Origin of the sequence: Aeromonas sobria (genome assembly GCF_050266975.1) — a bacterium.
GTDB classification, from domain to species: Bacteria; Pseudomonadota; Gammaproteobacteria; order Enterobacterales; family Aeromonadaceae; genus Aeromonas; species Aeromonas sobria_B.
The window spans coordinates 25,615-45,024 of the sequence record NZ_JBKISU010000027.1; the positions used below are offsets into that span (position 1 = coordinate 25,615).

13 protein-coding genes and 1 tRNA gene are annotated in these 19,410 nt (G+C 60.0%); 4 read left to right on the forward strand and 10 right to left on the reverse strand.

Features of this window, described 5'->3' with window-relative positions:
• Positions 1-16: 16 nt before the first annotated feature.
• Positions 17-2,158 carry a TonB-dependent siderophore receptor gene (locus ACLHZ1_RS15195; protein ID WP_427262760.1) on the reverse strand — a complete coding sequence of 714 codons (2,142 nt, stop codon included), beginning with the start codon at positions 2,156-2,158 and terminating at the stop codon, positions 17-19.
• Positions 2,159-2,617: 459 nt separating this feature from the next.
• Here ACLHZ1_RS15195 and ACLHZ1_RS15200 point away from each other — a divergent pair, with 459 nt between their 5' ends.
• Positions 2,618-4,138 carry a sensor domain-containing diguanylate cyclase gene (locus ACLHZ1_RS15200; protein ID WP_427262761.1) on the forward strand — a complete coding sequence of 507 codons (1,521 nt, stop codon included), beginning with the start codon at positions 2,618-2,620 and terminating at the stop codon, positions 4,136-4,138.
• Complete coding sequence (locus tag ACLHZ1_RS15205; RefSeq protein WP_427262762.1) at positions 4,128-5,651, forward strand: EAL domain-containing protein; 1,524 nt, start codon at positions 4,128-4,130, stop codon at positions 5,649-5,651. The genes ACLHZ1_RS15200 and ACLHZ1_RS15205 overlap by 11 nt, the downstream gene beginning before the upstream one ends.
• Here the strand turns inward: ACLHZ1_RS15205 and ACLHZ1_RS15210 are convergent.
• Positions 5,623-6,585 (reverse strand): AraC family transcriptional regulator, encoded by a 963-nt coding sequence (locus ACLHZ1_RS15210; RefSeq protein ID WP_427262763.1) that lies wholly within the window; start codon positions 6,583-6,585, stop codon positions 5,623-5,625. The two genes, ACLHZ1_RS15205 and ACLHZ1_RS15210, sit on opposite strands and share 29 nt — an antisense overlap.
• 731 nt (positions 6,586-7,316) lie before the next feature.
• Here ACLHZ1_RS15210 and ACLHZ1_RS15215 point away from each other — a divergent pair.
• Complete coding sequence (locus ACLHZ1_RS15215) at positions 7,317-8,531, forward strand: hypothetical protein (protein ID WP_427262764.1); 1,215 nt, start codon at positions 7,317-7,319, stop codon at positions 8,529-8,531.
• A gap of 347 nt (positions 8,532-8,878) precedes the next feature.
• Here the strand turns inward: ACLHZ1_RS15215 and ACLHZ1_RS15220 are convergent, their stop codons facing one another.
• From ACLHZ1_RS15220 to dauA, 8 genes are all read right to left on the reverse strand, one after another.
• Positions 8,879-10,207, reverse strand: a complete 1,329-nt coding sequence (locus ACLHZ1_RS15220) for an IS4-like element ISAeme12 family transposase (RefSeq protein ID WP_427262765.1) — start codon at positions 10,205-10,207, stop codon at positions 8,879-8,881.
• A 401-nt stretch (positions 10,208-10,608) separates the two neighbouring features.
• On the reverse strand, positions 10,609-11,418 hold the full coding sequence (locus ACLHZ1_RS15225) for a hypothetical protein (protein ID WP_234035409.1): 810 nt from the start codon (positions 11,416-11,418) through the stop codon (positions 10,609-10,611).
• A 40-nt stretch (positions 11,419-11,458) separates the two neighbouring features.
• The gene (locus tag ACLHZ1_RS15230) at positions 11,459-12,004 is read right to left on the reverse strand and encodes a recombinase family protein (RefSeq protein ID WP_374842769.1); all 546 of its coding nucleotides are present in this window, start codon (positions 12,002-12,004) and stop codon (positions 11,459-11,461) included.
• Between the two features lie 112 nt (positions 12,005-12,116).
• Entirely contained in the window at positions 12,117-12,254 is a 138-nt protein-coding gene (locus tag ACLHZ1_RS15235) for a hypothetical protein (protein ID WP_427262766.1), read from the reverse strand.
• Between the two features lie 411 nt (positions 12,255-12,665).
• Entirely contained in the window at positions 12,666-13,571 is a 906-nt protein-coding gene (locus ACLHZ1_RS15240; protein WP_427262767.1) for a hypothetical protein, read from the reverse strand.
• On the reverse strand, positions 13,568-15,340 hold the full coding sequence (locus ACLHZ1_RS15245; protein ID WP_427262768.1) for a DUF6538 domain-containing protein: 1,773 nt from the start codon (positions 15,338-15,340) through the stop codon (positions 13,568-13,570). The genes ACLHZ1_RS15240 and ACLHZ1_RS15245 overlap by 4 nt, the downstream gene beginning before the upstream one ends.
• Positions 15,341-15,467: 127 nt before the next feature.
• A tRNA-Ser gene (locus ACLHZ1_RS15250) sits at positions 15,468-15,555 on the reverse strand.
• A gap of 287 nt (positions 15,556-15,842) precedes the next feature.
• Positions 15,843-17,567, reverse strand: a complete 1,725-nt coding sequence (dauA, locus tag ACLHZ1_RS15255) for a C4-dicarboxylic acid transporter DauA (RefSeq protein ID WP_427262769.1) — start codon at positions 17,565-17,567, stop codon at positions 15,843-15,845.
• A 403-nt stretch (positions 17,568-17,970) separates the two neighbouring features.
• Between dauA and ACLHZ1_RS15260 the strand changes: the two genes are divergently transcribed.
• Positions 17,971-19,374 carry a Na+/H+ antiporter NhaC family protein gene (locus ACLHZ1_RS15260; protein WP_427262770.1) on the forward strand — a complete coding sequence of 468 codons (1,404 nt, stop codon included), beginning with the start codon at positions 17,971-17,973 and terminating at the stop codon, positions 19,372-19,374.
• The last annotated feature ends 36 nt before the right edge of the window (positions 19,375-19,410 follow it).

The window sequence follows — 19,410 nt, forward strand, 5'->3', positions numbered from 1 at the left end:
GTGCCGGGGCGCAGGGTCAGAATGCGTATTTGAGTCGAGCCTCCAGGTTGCGCTCTGCCCCGAACCAGCAGTTGTTCTGGTCGTAGCAGGAGTAGTAGGTCTGGTCGAACAGGTTGCTGGCGCTAACGGAGGCCTCCACCCCTTTCAGGCGCTGGCTGAGCCGGCCGAGATCGTAACTGGCGGCCAGGTCCATCAGCAGGTAGTCCGGCACCTTGTCGGTGTTGGCGGCATCGAGCTGGGTCTCCCCCACGTAGCGCAGGCCGGCCCCCAATCGCAATCCGGCCGCGGCCCCTTGCTCCAGACGGTAGTTGCCCCACAGGGACGCGGTCTGATCCGGCACCCAGACCGGGGTCTTGCCCTGCAGGCCCGAGCTGTCGCGGGTGATCGCCATGTCGATCAGGGTGTAACTGGCGCTCAAGTCCAGGTTGCTGGCGAGATCGATGCGCCCCTCCAGCTCCACTCCCTTGGAGAGGGTCTCCCCGGTCTGCAGCTTGGGCCCGTAGACGTTGTCCGGATCCGTGACCAGGGCATTTTTCTTGGTGATCCGGAAGGCGGAGAGGGTGACCATCTTGCTCATGTCCTCGGAGAGAAACTTGAGCCCCCCCTCCCACTGCTGACCGGCGGCGGGATCGAACGCCGCACCGTGCTTGTCCGCCCCCGGCACCGGCTCGAAGCTCTCGGCATAGCTCACATAGGGGGAGATGCCGCCATCGAGTTCATAGAGGGCGCCGAGGCGCAAGGAGAGGTTGTCCTGATCGATGCGGGCCAGGCTGCTGCTGGCCGCCCCGGCGTAGAGGCTGTGGCTGTCGGTGTCCATCCGGTAGCTGTCATAGCGCAGCCCGGCGATGGCCACCAGCCGATCGAGGCGTACCTGATCCTGCAGATAGACCCCGGTCTGGTGCTGCTTGATCTGCTTGCGGTCCTGATAGACAAAATTGAGGCTATCGGGGTCAATCTGGCTGTGATTGGGGTTGAAGATATCGATGTCCCCCGCGTTGTAGTCGAGGGTGTCCCGATAGAGCACATCCGCATCCAGGTACTGATAATCGACCCCGAGCAGCAAGTTGTGCTGGGCAGAGCCGGTCTGCACCTTGCCGGAGAGCTGGTTGTCGATGACAAAGCCTTTCGACGCTTCATCGGTGAGATAGGCGTTGCGTGACAGGGTGCGATCGTCGCCCGCCAGGGCCCCGTTGTAGGTGTTGCGCTGCCTGGCGGAGGCGTCCATGTAGCGGGCATTTTGCAGGAACTGCCAGTTCGCGCTGAAGTCGTGGCTCAGCTTGTAGCCGAGCAGGGTCACATCCCGGTTGTATTGATTCCAGTGCTGGTCGCCGAGGAAGGTGTCGCTGCCAAGCTCGCCCTGGGGGTTGGCCTTGACCGATCCCTTGGCGGGGACAGTGGTGTAGATCCCCGCCTCGGGGTCTTTCTGGTAGTAGAGGTTGAGGTTGAGCAGGGTCCGCTCGCCAAGCTGCCAGTCCAGGGAGGGCGCAAAGACGTAGCGCTCTTCTTCGGAGGTCACCGCCTGGCCATCCTTCTCCCGGGCCAGTCCCACCAGGCGATAGGCCAGTTGCTCGTTGATGGCGCCTGTGCTGTCGAGGGTCATCTCCTTGAGGGTGCCCGTGCCGGTCGCCACGCTGACGCTGTGCTTGGCGTCCCGCTGGGGGCGCTTGGCGATGAGGTTGACCATGCCGCCCGGGGGCATGCTGCCGTAGAGCACTGAGGTCGGCCCCTTGAACACCTCCAGCTGCTCGATGGCCACCGGATCTATCTGGGGTTGCAGGTTCCACTCGTTGTATTGCAGCAAGAGGCCGTCATAGAAGTTCTGGTAGTTGTCAAAGCCGCGGATGTTGAACAGATCCAGCCGGTTGACCGCCCCGCCCCTCAGCTCGGTGTTGACCCCGGGCACGTAGCGCAGCGCCTCGCTCACCGAGCTGACGCCCCGCTGGGAGAGGGTCTCGCCATCCACCACCGAGATGGCCTGGGGCGTTTCGATGGGATCGAGCCGGGTCTTGGTGGCCGTGTTGCGATAGGTCTGACCCAGCACCGTCAGGGTCTCTGGCACTGCGGGCTGGGTCGTGCCGGCCTCGGCCAGAGCCTGGGCGGCAAACAGGGTGGAGAGGGTCGCGGCGACCAGGGTCAAGGGGGGGTGAGTGGCGTACATCTGATCCTCGAATGCAATGATTGAATAGTAACAAATATCATTTGCATTTTAATCAGCTATTTTTCGGCAAACTTGGCATTTTGGGGCATGTTGACGGAAAAGAGGCGAAGGAAGGAGGCGAGGCGTGAGCCGGCAGGGCCTCATCCGAATTCCACCTGGCGGCCCCGCCATCTCTCACATGGCACTAGTCAGCCCCCAGTGATCAATGGCAGGCCCCGTCAGACACACCGACCACAGTGTTTATCTCTACGCATTAAGGTTTATTGACTTAAAAAGTCTTTATATTCAGAAGTTAACGTTGATGAAAGCCGTTTTTCAGCAAGGAAATACTATCAGGAGAAAAGTCCTTTCTTCCGGCGGCTTGATCCGGGTCAAGCCCTATTGATAAAGATGACTATAGTATGCGCCTCCCCTGTATCAGCCCGACCCGAGACAACACAAGGCCACCAGACCGCACTCATGAACAACATCATCAGCAAAGACCTGCACTGCAACACCCAGCTCAATATCACCTTCGGCGTGATCGTGCTGACCCTGCTCATCGCCCTGCTGGGCGTCAGCTACAGCATCCAGAACTCCGCCGAGAAGAAGTATCACCAGGTGGCTGCCATGTTCGTTCACAACATGGCGACCCAGTTTATCGAGCAGCAATTCAAGCCACTGGAACATGCCCTCAGCGAGACGGGTCACTTTGTGAATGAGCAGAATCTGCAGGCCTTCCTGACCGATCCTCACTCTCCCCTGCGTCTGGATCTGATGCAGACCTTGTCCCTCACCCCGAACGTGGTGAGCATAGCGGCCGCCGATCTCCAGGGGCATTTCAACTCTGTGCCCCATCTGCCGGCCGGATCGGACCTCGATGCCAGGCAGAGCCCCTGGTTCAAGCCGTCCGCCTCCCGCAATCTGTTCGTCAGTTACACGGCGCACTATCCCAGCCTCTTCAGCGACCACCATACCGTCTCCATCTCCCAGCCCATCCTCGATCGGGAGGGCTTTCCCCTCGGCACTCTGGCCATGGATCTCAATCTCGAGCACCTGAGCTATCCCCTGCGTCAGCTGAAGAGCCCCGTCAGGGGAGAGTTCCATCTGGTCGATCGGGCGGGCGACACCTTGCTGCATTCGGACGTGGGCAATCTGTTCAAGCGCCATGTGGAGCCATCCCTCATCAAGCAGATGACCAATGGTGCCGGTCATCTCTTCGACGCCGAGCGCCAGGCTCACGTCTACTACTACTCCTTCTCCAATCCAGACTGGTTTGCCATCTACACCGTCAGCGACGACGAGTTCAAGCAGGCCAGCCACAGTGAATCCCGGCAGTTGCTGGTCGCCATGGCCGGCTGTCTGCTGATCTGCCTGCTGTGCTGGGGCTCGCTGCGCCACGCCCTCAACCGGATGATCGTCGAGATCGTCGCGACGCTGCGAGTGGGGCGCATCGACCTGAGCAAACCCGGCAACCTGCTGCGTCAGGAGATAGACAGTGGTCACCGCCAGATGCAGGAGGCCGTCACCGCCTCCACCACGGATGCCCTCACCGGCCTGTTCAATCGGCGCAGCTTCGATCAGGATCTGGCCATGAACCTGGCCGATGGGCGCCCCTTCTTCCTTGGCATGGTCGATCTCGACAACTTCAAGTCCATCAACGACAGACTGGGTCATGTGATGGGGGACACTGTCCTCCAGGCCGTTGCGCAGGAAGGCCTCAACGCCGCCGGCGAGCGGGCCCGCCTCTATCGCTACGGCGGCGAGGAGCTGGCCATCCTGATCCCGGGGGATGATACCAAGGAGGCCATGGCCCTGCTGGATGGCTGGCGCCTGCGGGTAGGGGCGCGCCAGTGGCGTGAATCGGACCTGGTGGTGACCTTCTCCGCCGGGCTGGGGCCATGGCGGCAAGAGTCGGCAGAGCAGCTGATCGAGCGGGTCGATCAGGCACTCTATCAGGCCAAACACACCGGCAAGAATCGGGTATTGCATGCCAACTGAAACCCTTTCACAGCGACTTCGCCTGGCCAGCCTGCTCGGCTTCGGCCTGCTGACCGGGCTGGTCCTGCTCAATGCCATGCAAGCGGCCACGGGTCTGCACAAGGACAACAAGCGCAGCCTGCATCACGCCCAAGCCATGATTGAGGGGGCCATCAACGACAGCCTGACGCTGGTCGATGCGGCTCGCCCCCTGGCCGCGCAAGCCTGTGAGCAGAACAAGCTGGCGCTGCGGGATCTCATCACCGCCTCCCCCTATGCCAGGGCGCTCTACGTGCTGGAGGGCAACCGGCTGCTCTGTACCACGCTGCACAGGCCCATTTCGTCTCAGAACATGCCCGATTATCTCTTTGGCGATCAGGATCTGATCCTGGCCAGCCACAGCCCCATCACGGGGCAGACCGCCATCCTCTATCGCCAGCGGCTCGGCAAGCGCACCCTGCTCGCCGAGCTGGATGGCTTTCACATCTTCGGCGCCCTGCAGGCCGTCAAGGGGGAGGACAACCTCTTCTTCATCCTGGGGGATCGGGCCCTGGATGGTCATGGCCGGGCCCAGAAAGCCGCCCCCCTGCTCGCAGGCAAGGGCAACCTCATCTCGAGCCCGCCCGATGATCACCCCTATCGGCTGGTCGCCCTCAATGGTTATCAGCAGATCCTGGCGTTCGCCTGGGATTACAACCGTGACACCCTGCTGGCCGCCCCCGTACTGGCCCTGCTGCTGGGGCTGTTCACCTTCCATCTCAGCGGTCGCGGGGGATCACCACGCCGTGAACTGGCGCGGGCCTTGGCTGCACAGGAGTTCATCCCTTATCTGCAACCCGTGATGAACCGCGATGGCCAGCTCTGCGGGTGCGAGGTGCTGATGCGCTGGGTCCACCCCGAGCAGGGCATGATCTTCCCCGGCCACTTCATCCCCCTGGCCGAGGAGAGTGGCTACATAGTCCCCATGACCCGTCAGCTGATGGCACAGACCCGGGACTACCTGCTCACGGTGGCGGATCGCCTGCCGGCCGGCTTTCATGTGGCCATCAACATCTGCGCCCAGCACTTCAAGAGCCCGGAGATAGTCGCCGAGTGCCAAGCCTTCCTGGATGCCCTGGCGGGCCAGGATATCAAGCTGGTACTCGAGCTGACCGAACGGGAGATGCTGGATGACGACGAGCAGACCCTGGCCATCTTCGAGGCCCTGGATACCATGGGAGTCCTGGTGGCCATCGATGACTTCGGCACGGGTCACTCCAGCCTCGCCTATCTAAAAATGTTCCATGTGGATATCATCAAGATCGATCGCAGCTTCATCATGGGCATCCAGGAGGAGGGCCCTTCCCGCCAGATCGTCGAGAACATTCTGGATCTCGCCCGCAGATTGGGGGTGGCCCTGGTGGCCGAGGGGGTAGAGACCCAGGCTCAGGTCGAGATGGTGCACAACTACAACATCGACTATCAGCAAGGCTTCTTCTACGCCAAGCCCCTGCCACCGGCGGAGTTCAGTCAGCACTTCGTCCCGTCGACATAGGGACACCCCGTTCGGCAGGCGCCTGGCAAGGGGCGATGGGCAACCAGTACTCCATGCGGGCATCGGCCTGCTGACCATTGAAGCCGGCACCATAGCGTTCCAGCTCATAGCCATCGAGCCCCCGATACCCGGAGTCCGGCAACCAGTGCTGGATGAAGCCGTTGAGCGTCTGCGCCAACCGATGGATGGGTCCCACATGGGTAAGCACCGCATACTCCTGCGGCGGGATGAACAGGGGGGTCAAACCGGCTGGCGGCGCGCCCCCCTCCTCCACGAGGAGGCCCGCCCAATAGGGCAGCCGCTGCTCATCATTGGTCTCAGTGACATCCACCACCCCCAACCGTTCGCTGCAAGGCGGTAGACGGGCTGCGGCGTGCAAGGCTCGCCAGATGGCCGGAACCGTCTGCTGAAAGTCGGGCTCGCTGGCAAACAGCCCCCGTATTTCCCCCCTCACCCCGTACAGGGTAACGCCCGGCAGGCTCTCGACCCGCACCTGCAGCCAGCGCCCCTCCCCCGGCCTTGCCGCGATCTGCTGAATGGGCAGACGCAGCCCGATCCGCTGGCCCCGCTTGCGATAGGCCAGGGGCGAGCAGCCAAACTGCTGCTTGAAGGCGCGGCTAAAACTCGCCTCGGCGTCATAACCGTGACGCAAGGCCAGATCCAGCACCCGCTCACGGCCATCGAGCAGGGCGGCGGCGGCCTGGCTCAGCTTGAGCTCGCGCACATAGGCCGCCACCGTCAGCCCGGTCTCGTTGTGAAACACCCGCTGCAACTGCCAGCGCGACCAGCAGCTCAGCTCGGCCAGCTCGCTGACCGAGAGCGGCGCATCCAGGTGCTGATGGATATGGTTCAACACCCGTTCGATGCGGGTGAAATGGGCGGGCTCGGGCAGACACTTGTCCGCCGGGGCGACAGCATGGAGGAGACGAGACATGGGACTGACCCTGACAACAAGGGGCGTCAGTGTGACATATTCCCCTCGGGCCGGTACAGGGGCCCCGGCAAGCTGTGCAGCTCGGCACACTATCCCCATGATCTGGCGCCTCAGAAGGGGGCCTGGGATCCCCGCCAACCATACGTCCAATCAATGAGCATGCTCAGACAAGGTCCACCACCTCGCCCTGCGGTCGCCATGCAGGCAAAAGAGCAGGAACCGAAGAGATCAGGCTTCGAGCGGAGCACAGCCATCACCGTCGCCAGAGGAGCCGACCACAGTGTTTCCCGTCCATCTTGCGCCAGGCCATTCTGGCCCAGGGGGTGATCTTGGCGCAGATCTGACATGGCGCTGGCTTGAGTCTTGGGTCTGAACGGTAATGACCCCCAAACCGATATCGGCGCTCATGCCGGCCATCCCTGGCAAGGCGAGAGACGCCAAGGGAAAATTGTCGCGGGCGGATCACATCGTCTCTCCATGGCAGACGCTATACCTATAAGCACGGGGCTTGCTCAAGGCCGCTGTGATTGCACCTACTGCCACCGCAACCATTCGCCGCTATAAACAAACGCCTTTATTGACGGACTTTTCAGCCAGCAAATGCGCGGAGAGAAGAGGCTCCGCCAAGGTGTTCCCATGGCAAACGTCCCCCAATCCAGTCCCACCCGGGTGGCAAGGCGAGTCCGTTCCAGCTGGATGGCACATTCATCGCACACCAAGGTGGTTCCATCATGTCCCATCACAGGCCTGTCACTCCGCCCGACGCCCTCACGACTTCCCTGTCCGACGCGAATAATTTCACCCTGATCCTGGGAGGCCCCCTCTATCAGCTGTGGAGCCGGGCCCACCTTGGCGATATCGAGGCACACATCAGGCGGCGGATCCTCATCCTCTGCGGGATCTGCTGGCTGCCCCTGCTGCTGCTGTGCAGCTGGGAAGGCAGCCTGCTGCAAGGGGTGGCCGTGCCTTTTCTGCTGGACGTAGAGACCCATGTCCGCTTTCTCATCTGCGTCTCTTTGCTGGTGTTCGCCGAGCTTGTCGTCCATCAACGCATCCGGGGGATCGTCAGCCAGTTTATCGAGCGAGGGCTGATCTCGCCGCTCTCCTTGCCGCGTTTTCATGACGCCATCCGCAGCGCCATGAGCTGGCGAAACTCGATCCCTGCGGAGGTCGGGCTCATCCTGTTTGTCTTATCTATGGGCTATTTCATCCGGACCAGCACCTTCACCCTGGAGTCGTCAACCTGGTACGCCCTCCTCCAGGAGGACCGGGCGACCCTGACCCTGCCCGGCTTCTGGTTCTTCTGGGTGAGCAATCCCATCATCCAGTTCCTGCTGCTGCGCTGGCTCTACCGGCTCCTGATCTGGACCCGCTTCCTCTGGCAGGTCTCCCGGATCCCCCTCGCCCTCATGCCGACCCATCCCGATCGCAACTGCGGCCTTGGCTTTCTCGGGGGCTCGGCCTACGCCTACTCACCGCTACTGACCGCATTAGGTGCCCAGCTGGCCGGCTTTATCGCCAACCGGATCTTCTATGATGCCGCCGTGCTGACCGCCTACAAGCCGGAGATCATCCTGCTGACCAGCTTCGGCCTGCTGCTCGTACTGGCGCCTCTGACGGTCTTCGCCCCTCATATTCTGGCGGCCAAGCGTCTGGGGATGCGGGAATATGGCGCCCTTGCCGCAGAATACAGCCGCCGCTTCGAGCGCCGCTGGCTGCGCACGGCGGACAGAGACGGGGAATCCCTGCTCGGCGCCGCCGATATCCAGTCCCTCGCCGACCTGGGGACCGCGTTTGCCGTCATCAAGGAGATCAGGCCCATGCCATTTAACCGGGACATGTTTTTGCAGCTGGTGTTCGCGACTGTGGTGCCCTTCCTGCCGCTGCTGCTCACCCTGTTCTCCTTCGAGGCACTGCTCGACAGACTGATCGGAGTGATCTTCTGATGGATCGGCACAGCAGGGATAAAGGGAGTCATGATGCCTCACCCCGTCGTGGGCGTCTCTTGCCCTAATGACCGCAAGGAGCCTGGTTCACCTCCGGCGGAGAAGCTTCGCCATCCCAGCCCCCGGGAAAAACCCAACGCAAAGAGCCCGACCATGAGGTCGGGCTTTCCACTTGTCGATGGGGAGCAGGATCCACCGCTGCGTCCCCCTGCGGGAACGGCCGTTGATCGTTCAGCACGGCAAGCCGTTTCGCTCGCACCCAGCCGAGGAGACTCCCCCCCTCATCATCAGGATGCTATGGCAGCCCCCCAATGCAAAAAACCGACCCTAAGGTTAATGCCAGTCAGTTAAGGCTGACTGGCATTGTTTTTATTGGCTTTTTTCACACTGTACTTCTGTGGTCTTGGCTTCACGCAGCGAGGGTAACTTCGCTCTCTTCGTGCCGGCAGCACAAACTGCCCCGCCTGCTTCTCCAGCTCCGCCACCCGCCCCGGGATATTCCCCGGTGACACATACGGCATGCAACTCAGTTCATGGATGAGGTACACCGACGCCATGTGAAAACTCAGCTGGCTCGCCGTGTATCCCTTCAGGCTCGCCGCCATCTTCACCATCTGGCTACGCAGCAGGTTATAGGCCAGCAGCACGCCCCACAGCTCTTGCCGTATCCCCGTCGCCTTCTTGCTGCGCAGGGTCAGTCTGTGCTGCTGCAGGCTGTGTTTCATCTCCCGATACCCCAGTTCGATTTCCCAGCGATGGCCATACAGCTCCACGATGTCAGCCCCCGGGAAGCGCATCGGGTCGACCATCGAGGTCAGCACCTGCCGCTCCTTGCCGTTGATAGTGCGCGTCAGCAAGCGGGCTTCTATTGCCTCTGGCAACTGCGGCCACTTCTTCCTCGCCTGCGGACTGGTCTTGAGCTGCACCAGCGCATCCTGGCGCCCCAGCTTGCGCACCACCTCGTATTGGGTGCCCTTCTTGAGCGGCAGCAGCCAGTGCCGCTCACTGCCAGCACGCTGCCAGGCGTGGAGCAGGCCAAGGGAGTAAAAGCCTTTGTCGAACAGGGTCAGCGAGTGGTCCGGTGTGCGTGCAATAAGTTGCTCGGCCAGCACCATCTCGTTGACGGCACAACTCTCCATCACGGCCTGAACCAGCAGATGGCTGGTCAGCTCCATCTGACAGAGCATGCGCACCTGGGGATAGGCAGTCTCGCCATGCTGGGTGCCGGGCTTGGCAAAGGCGGCGGCATTGTCCGGAGTATCGGGGGTGCGCCACATCACGCCATCGACGGCGAGCAGTTGCAGTCCGGCCCAGCCGGGGTGGTTGGCCTGTTGATGCCAGCGGGTGGCGGTCTCGTGGAACAGACGCTCAATGCTCTTGTGGCCAAGCTTTTGGCGAGCTTGCAGGAAGGCGCTGGGGGCGACGAAGGGGCGGTCACCGGGCAGCAGGATATCGAGTTGATTGACCAGTTGGGTCATGGGGACGTTGCGGAAGATGGCCATGCCGATGATGGCCCAGACCAGACGTTCCATGGGCATGCGGCGACGGCGCAGAGTGGCGACGCCCTCTTCGCCGAGCAGGGAGGTGATGAGCGCGGGGGGAATGAGGTCAGAGAGTGACTCAAACTGGGCCATATTGCTGGCGTGGAGGAAGTCGAGAGCTTGTTCGATACGCATAAAAAATCCGAAACCAAATCAACAGGTTTCGGATTTTTACACATCAGGAGGATCGGTCAATGGATCCTTAACTGATCGGCATTAGACCCTAAGGTCGGTTTCTTTCAATTTGGCGGTGGGTCGGGATTGACTCGCGCCATCCCTGGCGCTCGCCCTGCGGGCAGCCTGCGGCGGTCCAAGCGGGCTATCCTGCCCCCTGGTCGAACCAGAATTCAAATCGAGCCGCCCATCACCGGATAAAGTAAAAGGGCCTGTCGCAAGACAGGCCCTTTTACTTTATTTGGCGGTGAGGGAGGGATTCGAACCCTCGATTCTCACTAACATTCAGTAACTCACTGATTTCATTACAGTGATGCACCTTGAATTCTTAGCTGTTGTACCAGCGTTTTGTACCACTTAGCTCAACAGTTGCAAAATAGCGTGTCATAAAGCTCGTCAAATGTCTCGATTTTTTTGAAGTTCCTTTTCGGAACCTCTCGAAGCATCGGACGCTCTAACTTTTCACCATCAGCATTGCCCTTAGTATGCTTCGCTACTCTATCCCCTAGGGGCGGCAGCTTTTCACCCGGAGCACCACCTAAGAATAAATAATGGTCAATATCGAGGGCTTCTTCGTCAAAAACAGTCCACACCACACAACCAGATGGCTTATCTGCCAAGGACAAATGGATTTTCTGATTGCTGGCACGTCCCCCCTTACGAGTTGACTTCAACTGTATGTGCCTCAAAATACCCCGTGATTCAACAAGGATGTCATAACCTCGATGATCGACCTCCGGTTTGGCAACCTCCACATCACATGCACCATCACGCCATGAACGTTTAAAAAGTTCAGCGATAAACAAATGCTCCAAGAGCTTTTCCCTGAATGTCGAGTTCACTGAATGGCGTGAATCATCAGCAACCTCTTCAGGTTCATCATGGCGATGATCTATCTGGCTTACCTCCTCCGATGGGATGTAAGTCACCATCTCCAAATACTTTTTCATGGCCGAACGGGTATCTCTGATCCTGTGTGCTGGCATCCCGGCATCCGCTAAACGTGAGCACAAGTTGCTGATATGCAACTCGCAGCTCAGCGTTGAGTGAGATATGTCGCAATGCAGTACACTAGATGCGGCGTTGAGATTACTGACATAGGAACTGATAGACCTCTCCGCTATACGTCCTGACAGGAATGATCTGAATTCGTTTTCATTTTGGATTGCCATGAAGTTTCCTGATGTCAAAAAAAGGCCCCAAAGAGCCTTGTCAGTTTTCATGCGATAATATGCGATGAACACTCGATACACTGATACCGAGCCGCTTTGCCACTGATGCTTTAGCGATGCCCTGTGATAGAAGATGCAGCACCTCGTCCCGCTTCTCCATCGCTGTCGGCTTGCGGCCTTTGTAGACCCCTTTGGCCTTTGCCAAGGCGATCCCTTCCGCCTGACGCTCCAGCATGATTTCCCGCTCGAACGTGGCGATGGCCCCGATCATGGTCAGCATCAGTTTGCCTGTCGGTGTGGCCGTGTCGATGCCCAGATTCTGGATCTGTAATGTTACCCCTTTGGCGTGTAGCTGGTCTGTGATCTCCAGCAAGTGCCGGGTGTTCCGGGCCAGACGATCCAATTTGGTCACCTTTAGCACGTCTCCAGAGCGGGCAAATTCGAGCATTGCCTGTAGTTGCGGCCTATCCGTCTTGCTACCGCTGACCTTCTCCTGAAAAACTTTTTCACACTCCGCCAGAGCTGTCAGTTGCTGCTCCAGCGATTGCCCCGTGGTCGAGACACGGGCATACCCGATGATTGCCATGATGGCCTCCCAATAGGCTCAAGACCCTGCAAGAAAAACGTGTCAAAACTCGAAAACCAACCCGTGTGACAGGGGGTGCCGGGGGGCCTCCGGTCTGTCACACGGGCATGGTCTATTGAGCGTCCGGCTCCTTCGGCGGGGGTGGCGGTGTCTGCATCGAGTTGACGGCTTCCTTGATGAGGACGCCCAAGGCTGCCAGCAGTGCCGCCTCCAACGCTTTCAGTAACGGGTTTCCTTGCTGCTCACTCATACGCCTTCTCCTTGCTGGATGGCTCCCGACAAGGGGCCAGATGTGATGTATTCCATGGAGTTCTCCTATGGGGCTGATCTCATCTGTCTTATACCGGCGTGGGGTCTGAATATTGCCTGCTCGTTTTTCGTGTGCTCGTGAGGTTTGGGATTGTTTTTGCCGGGCAATAAACCGGGCAAGATCGTTGGTATCTTCTCGGAATCTGTCCTCCGGGTGGCTTGTATGTTCCCGTCTCGGGCCGTGATGATGAAAAAAAGAGGTGTGAATATCGGCCTGACACACCGACACAGTTGACACATAGATGGCGGCTCCCTCTTGCTCTCAACACTCTTGCTTGTGTGTGACCCCAAATGGAGCCACACACATGTTGAGCAATGTGTTTGCCGCTGACACAACTAAGCGGGACTGAGCTCAGAGGTAGAAGCGATAGAACGCCTGCTTGCCTGTGTGCATTGCCTTAACCCGCAACCCTAGCCGTTTGGCTATCCGTTTCAGGTCACGCAGTGGCTGCCTCGGATAGAGCAAATACCCGGCTGCGTCACAAGCATAAGCAAGTTGGGCATCCTCTCGCGTAATGTCGATGTATTTTTCCCCACGTCGCCAGACCATCAGCTTCAACAGTCGTTGCAGGTAGTCTTCTACGCTGATGATCTCCTGCTCAATGCGGCAGATTACCGCCCAGAGTTCCTGCTCCTCATGACGTACCCTTATGGGCCTTAGCCCGGTGACTTGCTCTATATGCTCATCACGCTGCTGATCACGCAAGCGGTTGGCAGGTTCTTGGTGATAGGCTTCATCAAACTCAATCAGATACGACTCCCAGCCCCCTATGTCTCTGAAACCCGAAGAGTCTGGTCTGTATACGCTCAGGCCAACTTGAAAATCGACCCGATAGGAATCACAGACATACTGGGGCTGAACCATCGTCCAGACGTCACGCTGCTTGAACTCGTTAAGCAGCGGCAGCAAATAGACGAGGTAGAAGGCCGCCTCGAACCGGCTCTTTCCCTCCATGCGGGGGAGAGATTCACCAGTGACGCGTTCAATCTCCACTATCAGTTCGACGTTGAGATGGGAACGAGGGCCATAGGTCAGCACAGCGAGGGCCTGCTCGGGTGTCCATGAGCCCAGCCCATCGCCGGGTTCTGGGATCTCTAACCAATCCAATTCAGAAATTTCACGGAGGTTAGCCAACGCCCGCTGGACGTATTGTTCATGCTCGCCATCGAATCCGGGGATAAGATCCAGCACACGGTAAGGACACAGAAAGTCATACCATCCCGGCTCTTGTAGCAATTCATCTAGTGTCAGTTTCATACCTTCACCTCCGCCGCAGCGGCAGATGCATCAACTACACCAAGCGGCCGCCATACCGGAACCGGCCAGCGGGGCATCTTGGCGATGGCGTTATGCAACTGCCTGAACGAGCCGTAACGCCTGCCCACGCTGGTGCCCTGCGAATGGCCAGTGATGGCGTTTTGTATGTCTTCCCGGATATCCAAATCCCGCATATGGGTTACGAAGGTATGCCGGAAGGCATGTAATGGGGAGATAGAGCCTGTCTTGAGCCCGAGGATCTGGCGGATCTGCTCCCCGAGCCACTTCCCTAGTTTGTCGCTATAGCGCCCAGTCGGCTTGCTCACCTTCAACTCGGAGAAAAGCGGGCCTTCTGCGGCACAACTCGCCAAGAAACGTTCGAAGCCAAGCTCCAGTAAGTGTGGATGGAGCGGAACCTCTCGACTCTTCCCGGTCTTGACCGACTGAGACTCGTCCCAATCCCGGATATGGATGACCCATTGACCATCTTTTTGCTCGACATCACGCCGGAACAGTTGGCAGATTTCCTCCAAGCGAGCCCCTGTATAGATCAGCAGCACCGGCACCCAGTAAATCGCCTCGCCATAGTTGGCACGTGCTGGACGGATGTCACCCGTGAACAGGCCGCTGCTAGACAGGGTTTTCATCTCGGTATCTGTAAACTCGGGGGCTCGTTCACGAGTAACGTTAGGCACCTTGACCTTGATGCCGCTGCAAGGGTTCTTGCTGATCAAAGCATCGTCCTGAGCCCTCGTCAGTATTCCGGAGAACAGGTGAAGGAGTACCTCGACCCGTGACAAGGCGATGGTCTTTAGCCCCTCCTCCCGAGCCTTTTCGATCTGCTCTTTGAAGGGTAACTGATTGATCTCTTTGCTTGGCCGGTAAGGGGTTTGCTTGAGTAGCTCACGAAACCTGCGGCACATCGAATCGGTAATGTGATTGAGCGGTAAATCGCCAAACACCTCGATAAACCGGCGGACGACAGCCGCTCGTTCCCTTCGCCAAGTGATAGATCCCTTGGGATTAATCTTGGCCTGCTCATCGGCCAGCTTTTCGAAGAACTCGCCAATCTTGGGGGCATCAGGGACTGACGTTGCTGAGGCTACAGCAATACCGACGGAATGAGTGGGAGGAATCAGCAACTGGTGGATACCATGCTTAATTTGCTCTCGAGTAGCGTCGAAGGCGATCTTGCAGATAGTGGTACAATGCTTAGCTAAACGGTCACACAGCACGGTATAGAGCGGGTTGTCGGGGAGCAGCTCTATTTGAGCCAATGCCAGACATTCTTCGGCAAAGTATTTCATCTGGGCATGAAGACGCTGCGGATTGACTCGTCTCACACCAAATTTTTCATCCACTACACTGCATTCGTTATCGTAAAAACCGACGAGCGCTGAGTATTCGTAGTTGACGCCATCCTCATCCAGCTCACGCAGCACATAACGCTCAAGGATCTCAGGGTTACGCAGACGGGAAATCTCCCGTAACCGCCATGCCATAGCGATTTGCTCGACCTGTGACTGAATCAGCGGGGCAGCGTTGGACTCTTGCTGAGCCAGCTTGTTGCGAGCTGTAGCCAACGTGGCTTGAAAGTCTAAGAGGACTTCAACGGCCCTGACCTTTGCTTCTTGTGGATCTGTAGTGTGAAGGGAACGCTTCAGCTCAACAGCACCTTCAAGGAAGGGGCGAAGCTTTAACGGGATTGCTTGACGGAGATAATACTTCCCCGAGGTAGGGTGTTTTTTGGGGTTCGGCATAATGGCCATTTTGTACCACCTTTCTGGCCCTCCTGACAAAGTGACAGGGGGCGAAGTGTGAACGAAACACCACTAAAACCAGCAAGTTACTGACGAAAAAGAAAAACCCCAACCATCAAGGTCGGGGTTTACTGTTTGGCGGTGAGGGAGGGATTCGAACCCTCGATACGTTGCCGTATACACACTTTCCAGGCGTGCTCCTTCAGCCACTCGGACACCTCACCAAATTTTTTACTGCTTTGAAGTGGCTTTCGGAGCACGCGTTGCGTGCTTCTCGTTCCGACTTCGTCGGTGGGCAGCCACTGGGTCGCCTCACCAAATTTCTGCTCATTATTTAATGTGTTTGAGCATCACAATTGTTGGCGACCAATGTCGCGACAACGGGGCGTAATGTAAGGGATGAACCTGGGTCGGTCAACGCAATTTATTGCTTTTCTTGCCGTTTGCTCAAGTTCTGCGCCAATTGGCGAAAATCTTGGCAATGCCCTCCATCAAGCCCCGTCTCTCCCGTTTATCCGGGGGCGTGCTCTCCCGCCAATGCCTCCTCAAGGGAGCCGTAAAACTCCAGCTTGCCCGCCACGGGTGCCACTTTGGCGCGGGCCAGGGTCTTGAGGGGCTGAAATTGCAGTTCGGCGATGCGTAAACACACACCCGCCTTGGCCATCTGCTGCTCGAAGTGGAGGAAGGCAGAGAGCCCCCCCGCATCCAGGATGGAGACGGCGTCCAGCTGCAACACCAGCAGACGGTGGCCCTGCACCTGCTCGGCCAGCTCGCCAAAGACCCGTTCGGCGGCGGCGAAGAAGAGGGGGCCATTGACGCGATAGAGCAGGCCCTGCTCGGGCACCTGATGCTGATGGCGCTTGTGCTGCCCCAGATCCTGCAACCGGGTCATCCTGGCTATCTCGCGCATGAACAGCAGGGAGGCCAGGATCACCCCGAAGGTGATGGCGATCACCATGTCGAAGATGACGGTCAGCGACAGGCAGACCAGCAGCACCAGCACGTCGGAGCCGGGGGCGCGGCGGATGAGCTCCACCACCTTGTGCGCCTCGCTCATGTTCCAGGCTACCAGCAGCAGCAGGGCCGCCATGGCGGAGAGGGGCAGCCAGGAGAGCCAGGGGGCCAGTACCATCACGGCGGCCAGCACCACCAGGGCATGGATGATGGCAGAGATGGGGGAGCTGGCCCCGGCCCGCACGTTGGCGGCGGAGCGGGCGATGGCGGCGGTGGCCGTGATGCCGCCGAAGAAGGGGGCCACTATGTTGCCCAGCCCCTGCCCCACCAGCTCGGCATTGGAGCTGTGCTTGCGGCCCGTCATGCCGTCCAGCACCACGGCGCAGAGCAGGGATTCGATGGCCCCCAGCATCGCCATGGAGAAGGCCGCGGGCAACAGCCGCTCTATGGTGGCCAGATCCCAGTTCACCGGCTGGCCATCGGGTCCGGGCAGGGACCAGGGCAGCAGCAGGCTGGGGGCGATGGGGGGAATGCCCGCCCCCTGGCTGCCGTCCGGCAACAGATAGTGGAACTGGCTGCCGATGGTGGCCACCTCGACCCCGGCCCCGTGCAGGGCGATGCCAAGCCCTGCCCCCACCAGCACGGCGGGCAGATGACCCGGCACCGGCAGCTTGAGCCTGGGCCAGAGCAGCAAGACAGCCAGGGTCGCTACCCCCACCAGGGTGTCACCCCACTGCCAACTCGGCAGGGCCTGGGCCAGGGCCTCCACCTTGCCCAGATAGGTCTCGGGCATCTCGGGCACCCGCAGGCCGAAAAAATCCTTGATCTGCAAGGTGGCGATCACGATGGCGATGCCGCCGGTAAAACCCAGGGTCACCGAGGGGGGGATGTACTCGATGAGGCGACCGAGCCGCGCCATGCCCATGGCCACCAGGAAGCAGCCCGAGATCAGGGTCGCCACCAGCAGCCCCCCCACCCCGAACTGCTGGGAGACCGGGTAGAGGATCACCACGAAGGCGGCGGTGGGGCCGGAGACGGAGTAGCGGGAGCCACCGGTCACGGCGATGACGACACCGGCGATGATGGCGGTGTAGAGGCCGTGCTGGGGCGGCACGCCACTGGCGATGGCCAGGGCCATGGCCAGCGGGATGGCGATGATGCCAACCGTGATCCCCGCCACCAGATCGCGACCCAGTCGGGTCAGGGTGTAGGGTTCATCCAGGCAGGATTGGCGCAAGGCCACGGCGAGCCTCACGGGAAGTGGTGCTTGTTGAGTGTGCATGAGTATCGTCATACCAGAACAGAGAGACAAAGGCCGACGGGGTCGGCGCCCGATCATCGTCAAGGGCCGGCAACGGTGTCGACGCGGCGATGGTATCCTGTGCAACCTTAACCGATAGCCGGCCCGATTTCGATGGCCGGGATCAATGAAACGCCTCTCCTGCCGCGAATTTGCACCGTTCGCCGCCATATTGACGACTTTTGCCGCTTTGCCCGGAATTTTGGGTTGACTCGGTCCGGGATGCGTCTTAGTTTCTGCGCCGATGTTTTGGCCGGTGACGGTGCAGGTGGTTCCTCCCCCTCGTCATCCCGACAAGAAGCAGTGTTGCCGCCCGACATCCCTTGCCGGGCACTCTCTTTTCCATGCCGGCCAAGGCCGGTCCAGATACAAGGACCCTATGCGCATGTCCGAACCGACAGCCCTGAGTCTCATTCCCCCCCTGGTGGTGCTGGCGCTGGCCATCTGGTTGCGCCGCCCCATTCTCTCCCTCATCATCGGCACCGTCTCGGGCCTGCTGCTGCTCAGCGCCAACCCGTTCGATGCCCTCAATACCTTCGCCGAGGTCTCCCTGCGCACCATGCAGGATGAGACCATCGGCTGGCTGATCCTGGTGTGCGGCAGTTTTGGCTCCCTCATCGCCCTGCTGGTGCGCACCGGCGGCGCCATGGCATTCGGCCAGCAGGCCCTCAGACTGGCCAAGGGGCCCCGCTCCTCCCTGTTCATGACCTTCGTGCTGGGGCTGGTTATCTTCATCGATGACTACCTCAACGCCCTGACCGTGGGGGAGACCATGAAGCGGGTCACGGATCGCTTCAAGGTCTCCCGGGAGATGCTGGCCTATGTGGTGGACTCCACCGCCGCCCCGGTCTGCGTGCTGGTGCCCCTCTCCACCTGGGCCGTCTTCTTCGGCGGCCTGCTGGAGAACAACGGCGTGGCCGCCACCGGCCAAGGGATCAGCGTCTACTTCCAGGCCATCCCCTACATGATCTACGCCTGGCTGGCGGTGCTCATGGTGCTGCTGGTGATCCTGGGGGTGGTACCGGCCATCGGCCCCATGAAGCGGGCCGAGCTGCGGGCCCGGCACGGCAGCGTCGGCGCCATGCGGGTGAGCGACGGCGAGCTGGCCCAGGACGCCGAGCTGACCCCGGACAGCTACGCGGTCAAGTCCATCGAGGGGGAGTTTGCCCAGGCCGATCGCGGCGGCAAGCTGCACAACTTCCTGGTGCCCATGGCCATGCTGGTCGGCTTCACCGTCTACTTCGACATCGATATCTGGAAGGGCTTGCTGGTCACCCTGCTGCTGACCATCCCCTACTATCTGGCCCAGCGCCTGATGCCCCTGGCGGAGATGATGGAGCAGATGATAGACGGCTTCAAAACCATGCTGCCCGCCATCGGCACCGTCATCGCCGCCTTCGTGTTCAAGGATGTGTGCGACCAGTTGCAGCTGCCCCAATACGTGATCAACAGCCTGACCCCCTACATGACGCCCCAGCTGCTGCCCGCCGTGGTGTTCGTCTCCATGGCGGTGCTGGCGTTTGCCACCGGCTCCTCCTGGGGGATCTTCGCGGTCACCATTCCCATCGTCATGCCCCTGGCCCACTCGGTCGGCGCCGACATCCCGCTGGTGATAGGGGCCCTGCTCTCCGCCTCCTCGTTTGGCAGCCAGGCCTGCTTCTACAGCGACTCCACCGTGCTGGCCGCCCAGGGCTCGGGCTGCGATCTGGTGAGCCATGCTGTGACCCAGCTGCCCTATGCCCTGCTGACCGCCGCCATTGCGTTTGTTGGCTTCATCATCATCGCCTGATTGCAGGCGGGCCCTGTGCCCGCCTCTCCAGGTAAT

What these genes read in the sequence shown, in the direction of transcription:
- ACLHZ1_RS15225 (WP_234035409.1), bottom strand. Translation starts at nt 11,418, where the DNA reads ATGGCAATCCAAAATGAAAACGAATTCAGATCATTCCTGTCAGGACGT.
- ACLHZ1_RS15215 (WP_427262764.1), top strand. Translation starts at nt 7,317, where the DNA reads ATGTCCCATCACAGGCCTGTCACTCCGCCCGACGCCCTCACGACTTCC.
- dauA (WP_427262769.1), bottom strand. Translation starts at nt 17,567, where the DNA reads ATGCACACTCAACAAGCACCACTTCCCGTGAGGCTCGCCGTGGCCTTG.
- ACLHZ1_RS15245 (WP_427262768.1), bottom strand. Translation starts at nt 15,340, where the DNA reads ATGGCCATTATGCCGAACCCCAAAAAACACCCTACCTCGGGGAAGTAT.
- ACLHZ1_RS15230 (WP_374842769.1), bottom strand. Translation starts at nt 12,004, where the DNA reads ATGGCAATCATCGGGTATGCCCGTGTCTCGACCACGGGGCAATCGCTG.
- ACLHZ1_RS15200 (WP_427262761.1), top strand. Translation starts at nt 2,618, where the DNA reads ATGAACAACATCATCAGCAAAGACCTGCACTGCAACACCCAGCTCAAT.
- ACLHZ1_RS15195 (WP_427262760.1), bottom strand. Translation starts at nt 2,158, where the DNA reads ATGTACGCCACTCACCCCCCCTTGACCCTGGTCGCCGCGACCCTCTCC.
- ACLHZ1_RS15205 (WP_427262762.1), top strand. Translation starts at nt 4,128, where the DNA reads ATGCCAACTGAAACCCTTTCACAGCGACTTCGCCTGGCCAGCCTGCTC.
- ACLHZ1_RS15210 (WP_427262763.1), bottom strand. Translation starts at nt 6,585, where the DNA reads ATGTCTCGTCTCCTCCATGCTGTCGCCCCGGCGGACAAGTGTCTGCCC.
- ACLHZ1_RS15220 (WP_427262765.1), bottom strand. Translation starts at nt 10,207, where the DNA reads ATGCGTATCGAACAAGCTCTCGACTTCCTCCACGCCAGCAATATGGCC.
- ACLHZ1_RS15235 (WP_427262766.1), bottom strand. Translation starts at nt 12,254, where the DNA reads ATGAGTGAGCAGCAAGGAAACCCGTTACTGAAAGCGTTGGAGGCGGCA.
- ACLHZ1_RS15240 (WP_427262767.1), bottom strand. Translation starts at nt 13,571, where the DNA reads ATGAAACTGACACTAGATGAATTGCTACAAGAGCCGGGATGGTATGAC.
- ACLHZ1_RS15260 (WP_427262770.1), top strand. Translation starts at nt 17,971, where the DNA reads ATGTCCGAACCGACAGCCCTGAGTCTCATTCCCCCCCTGGTGGTGCTG.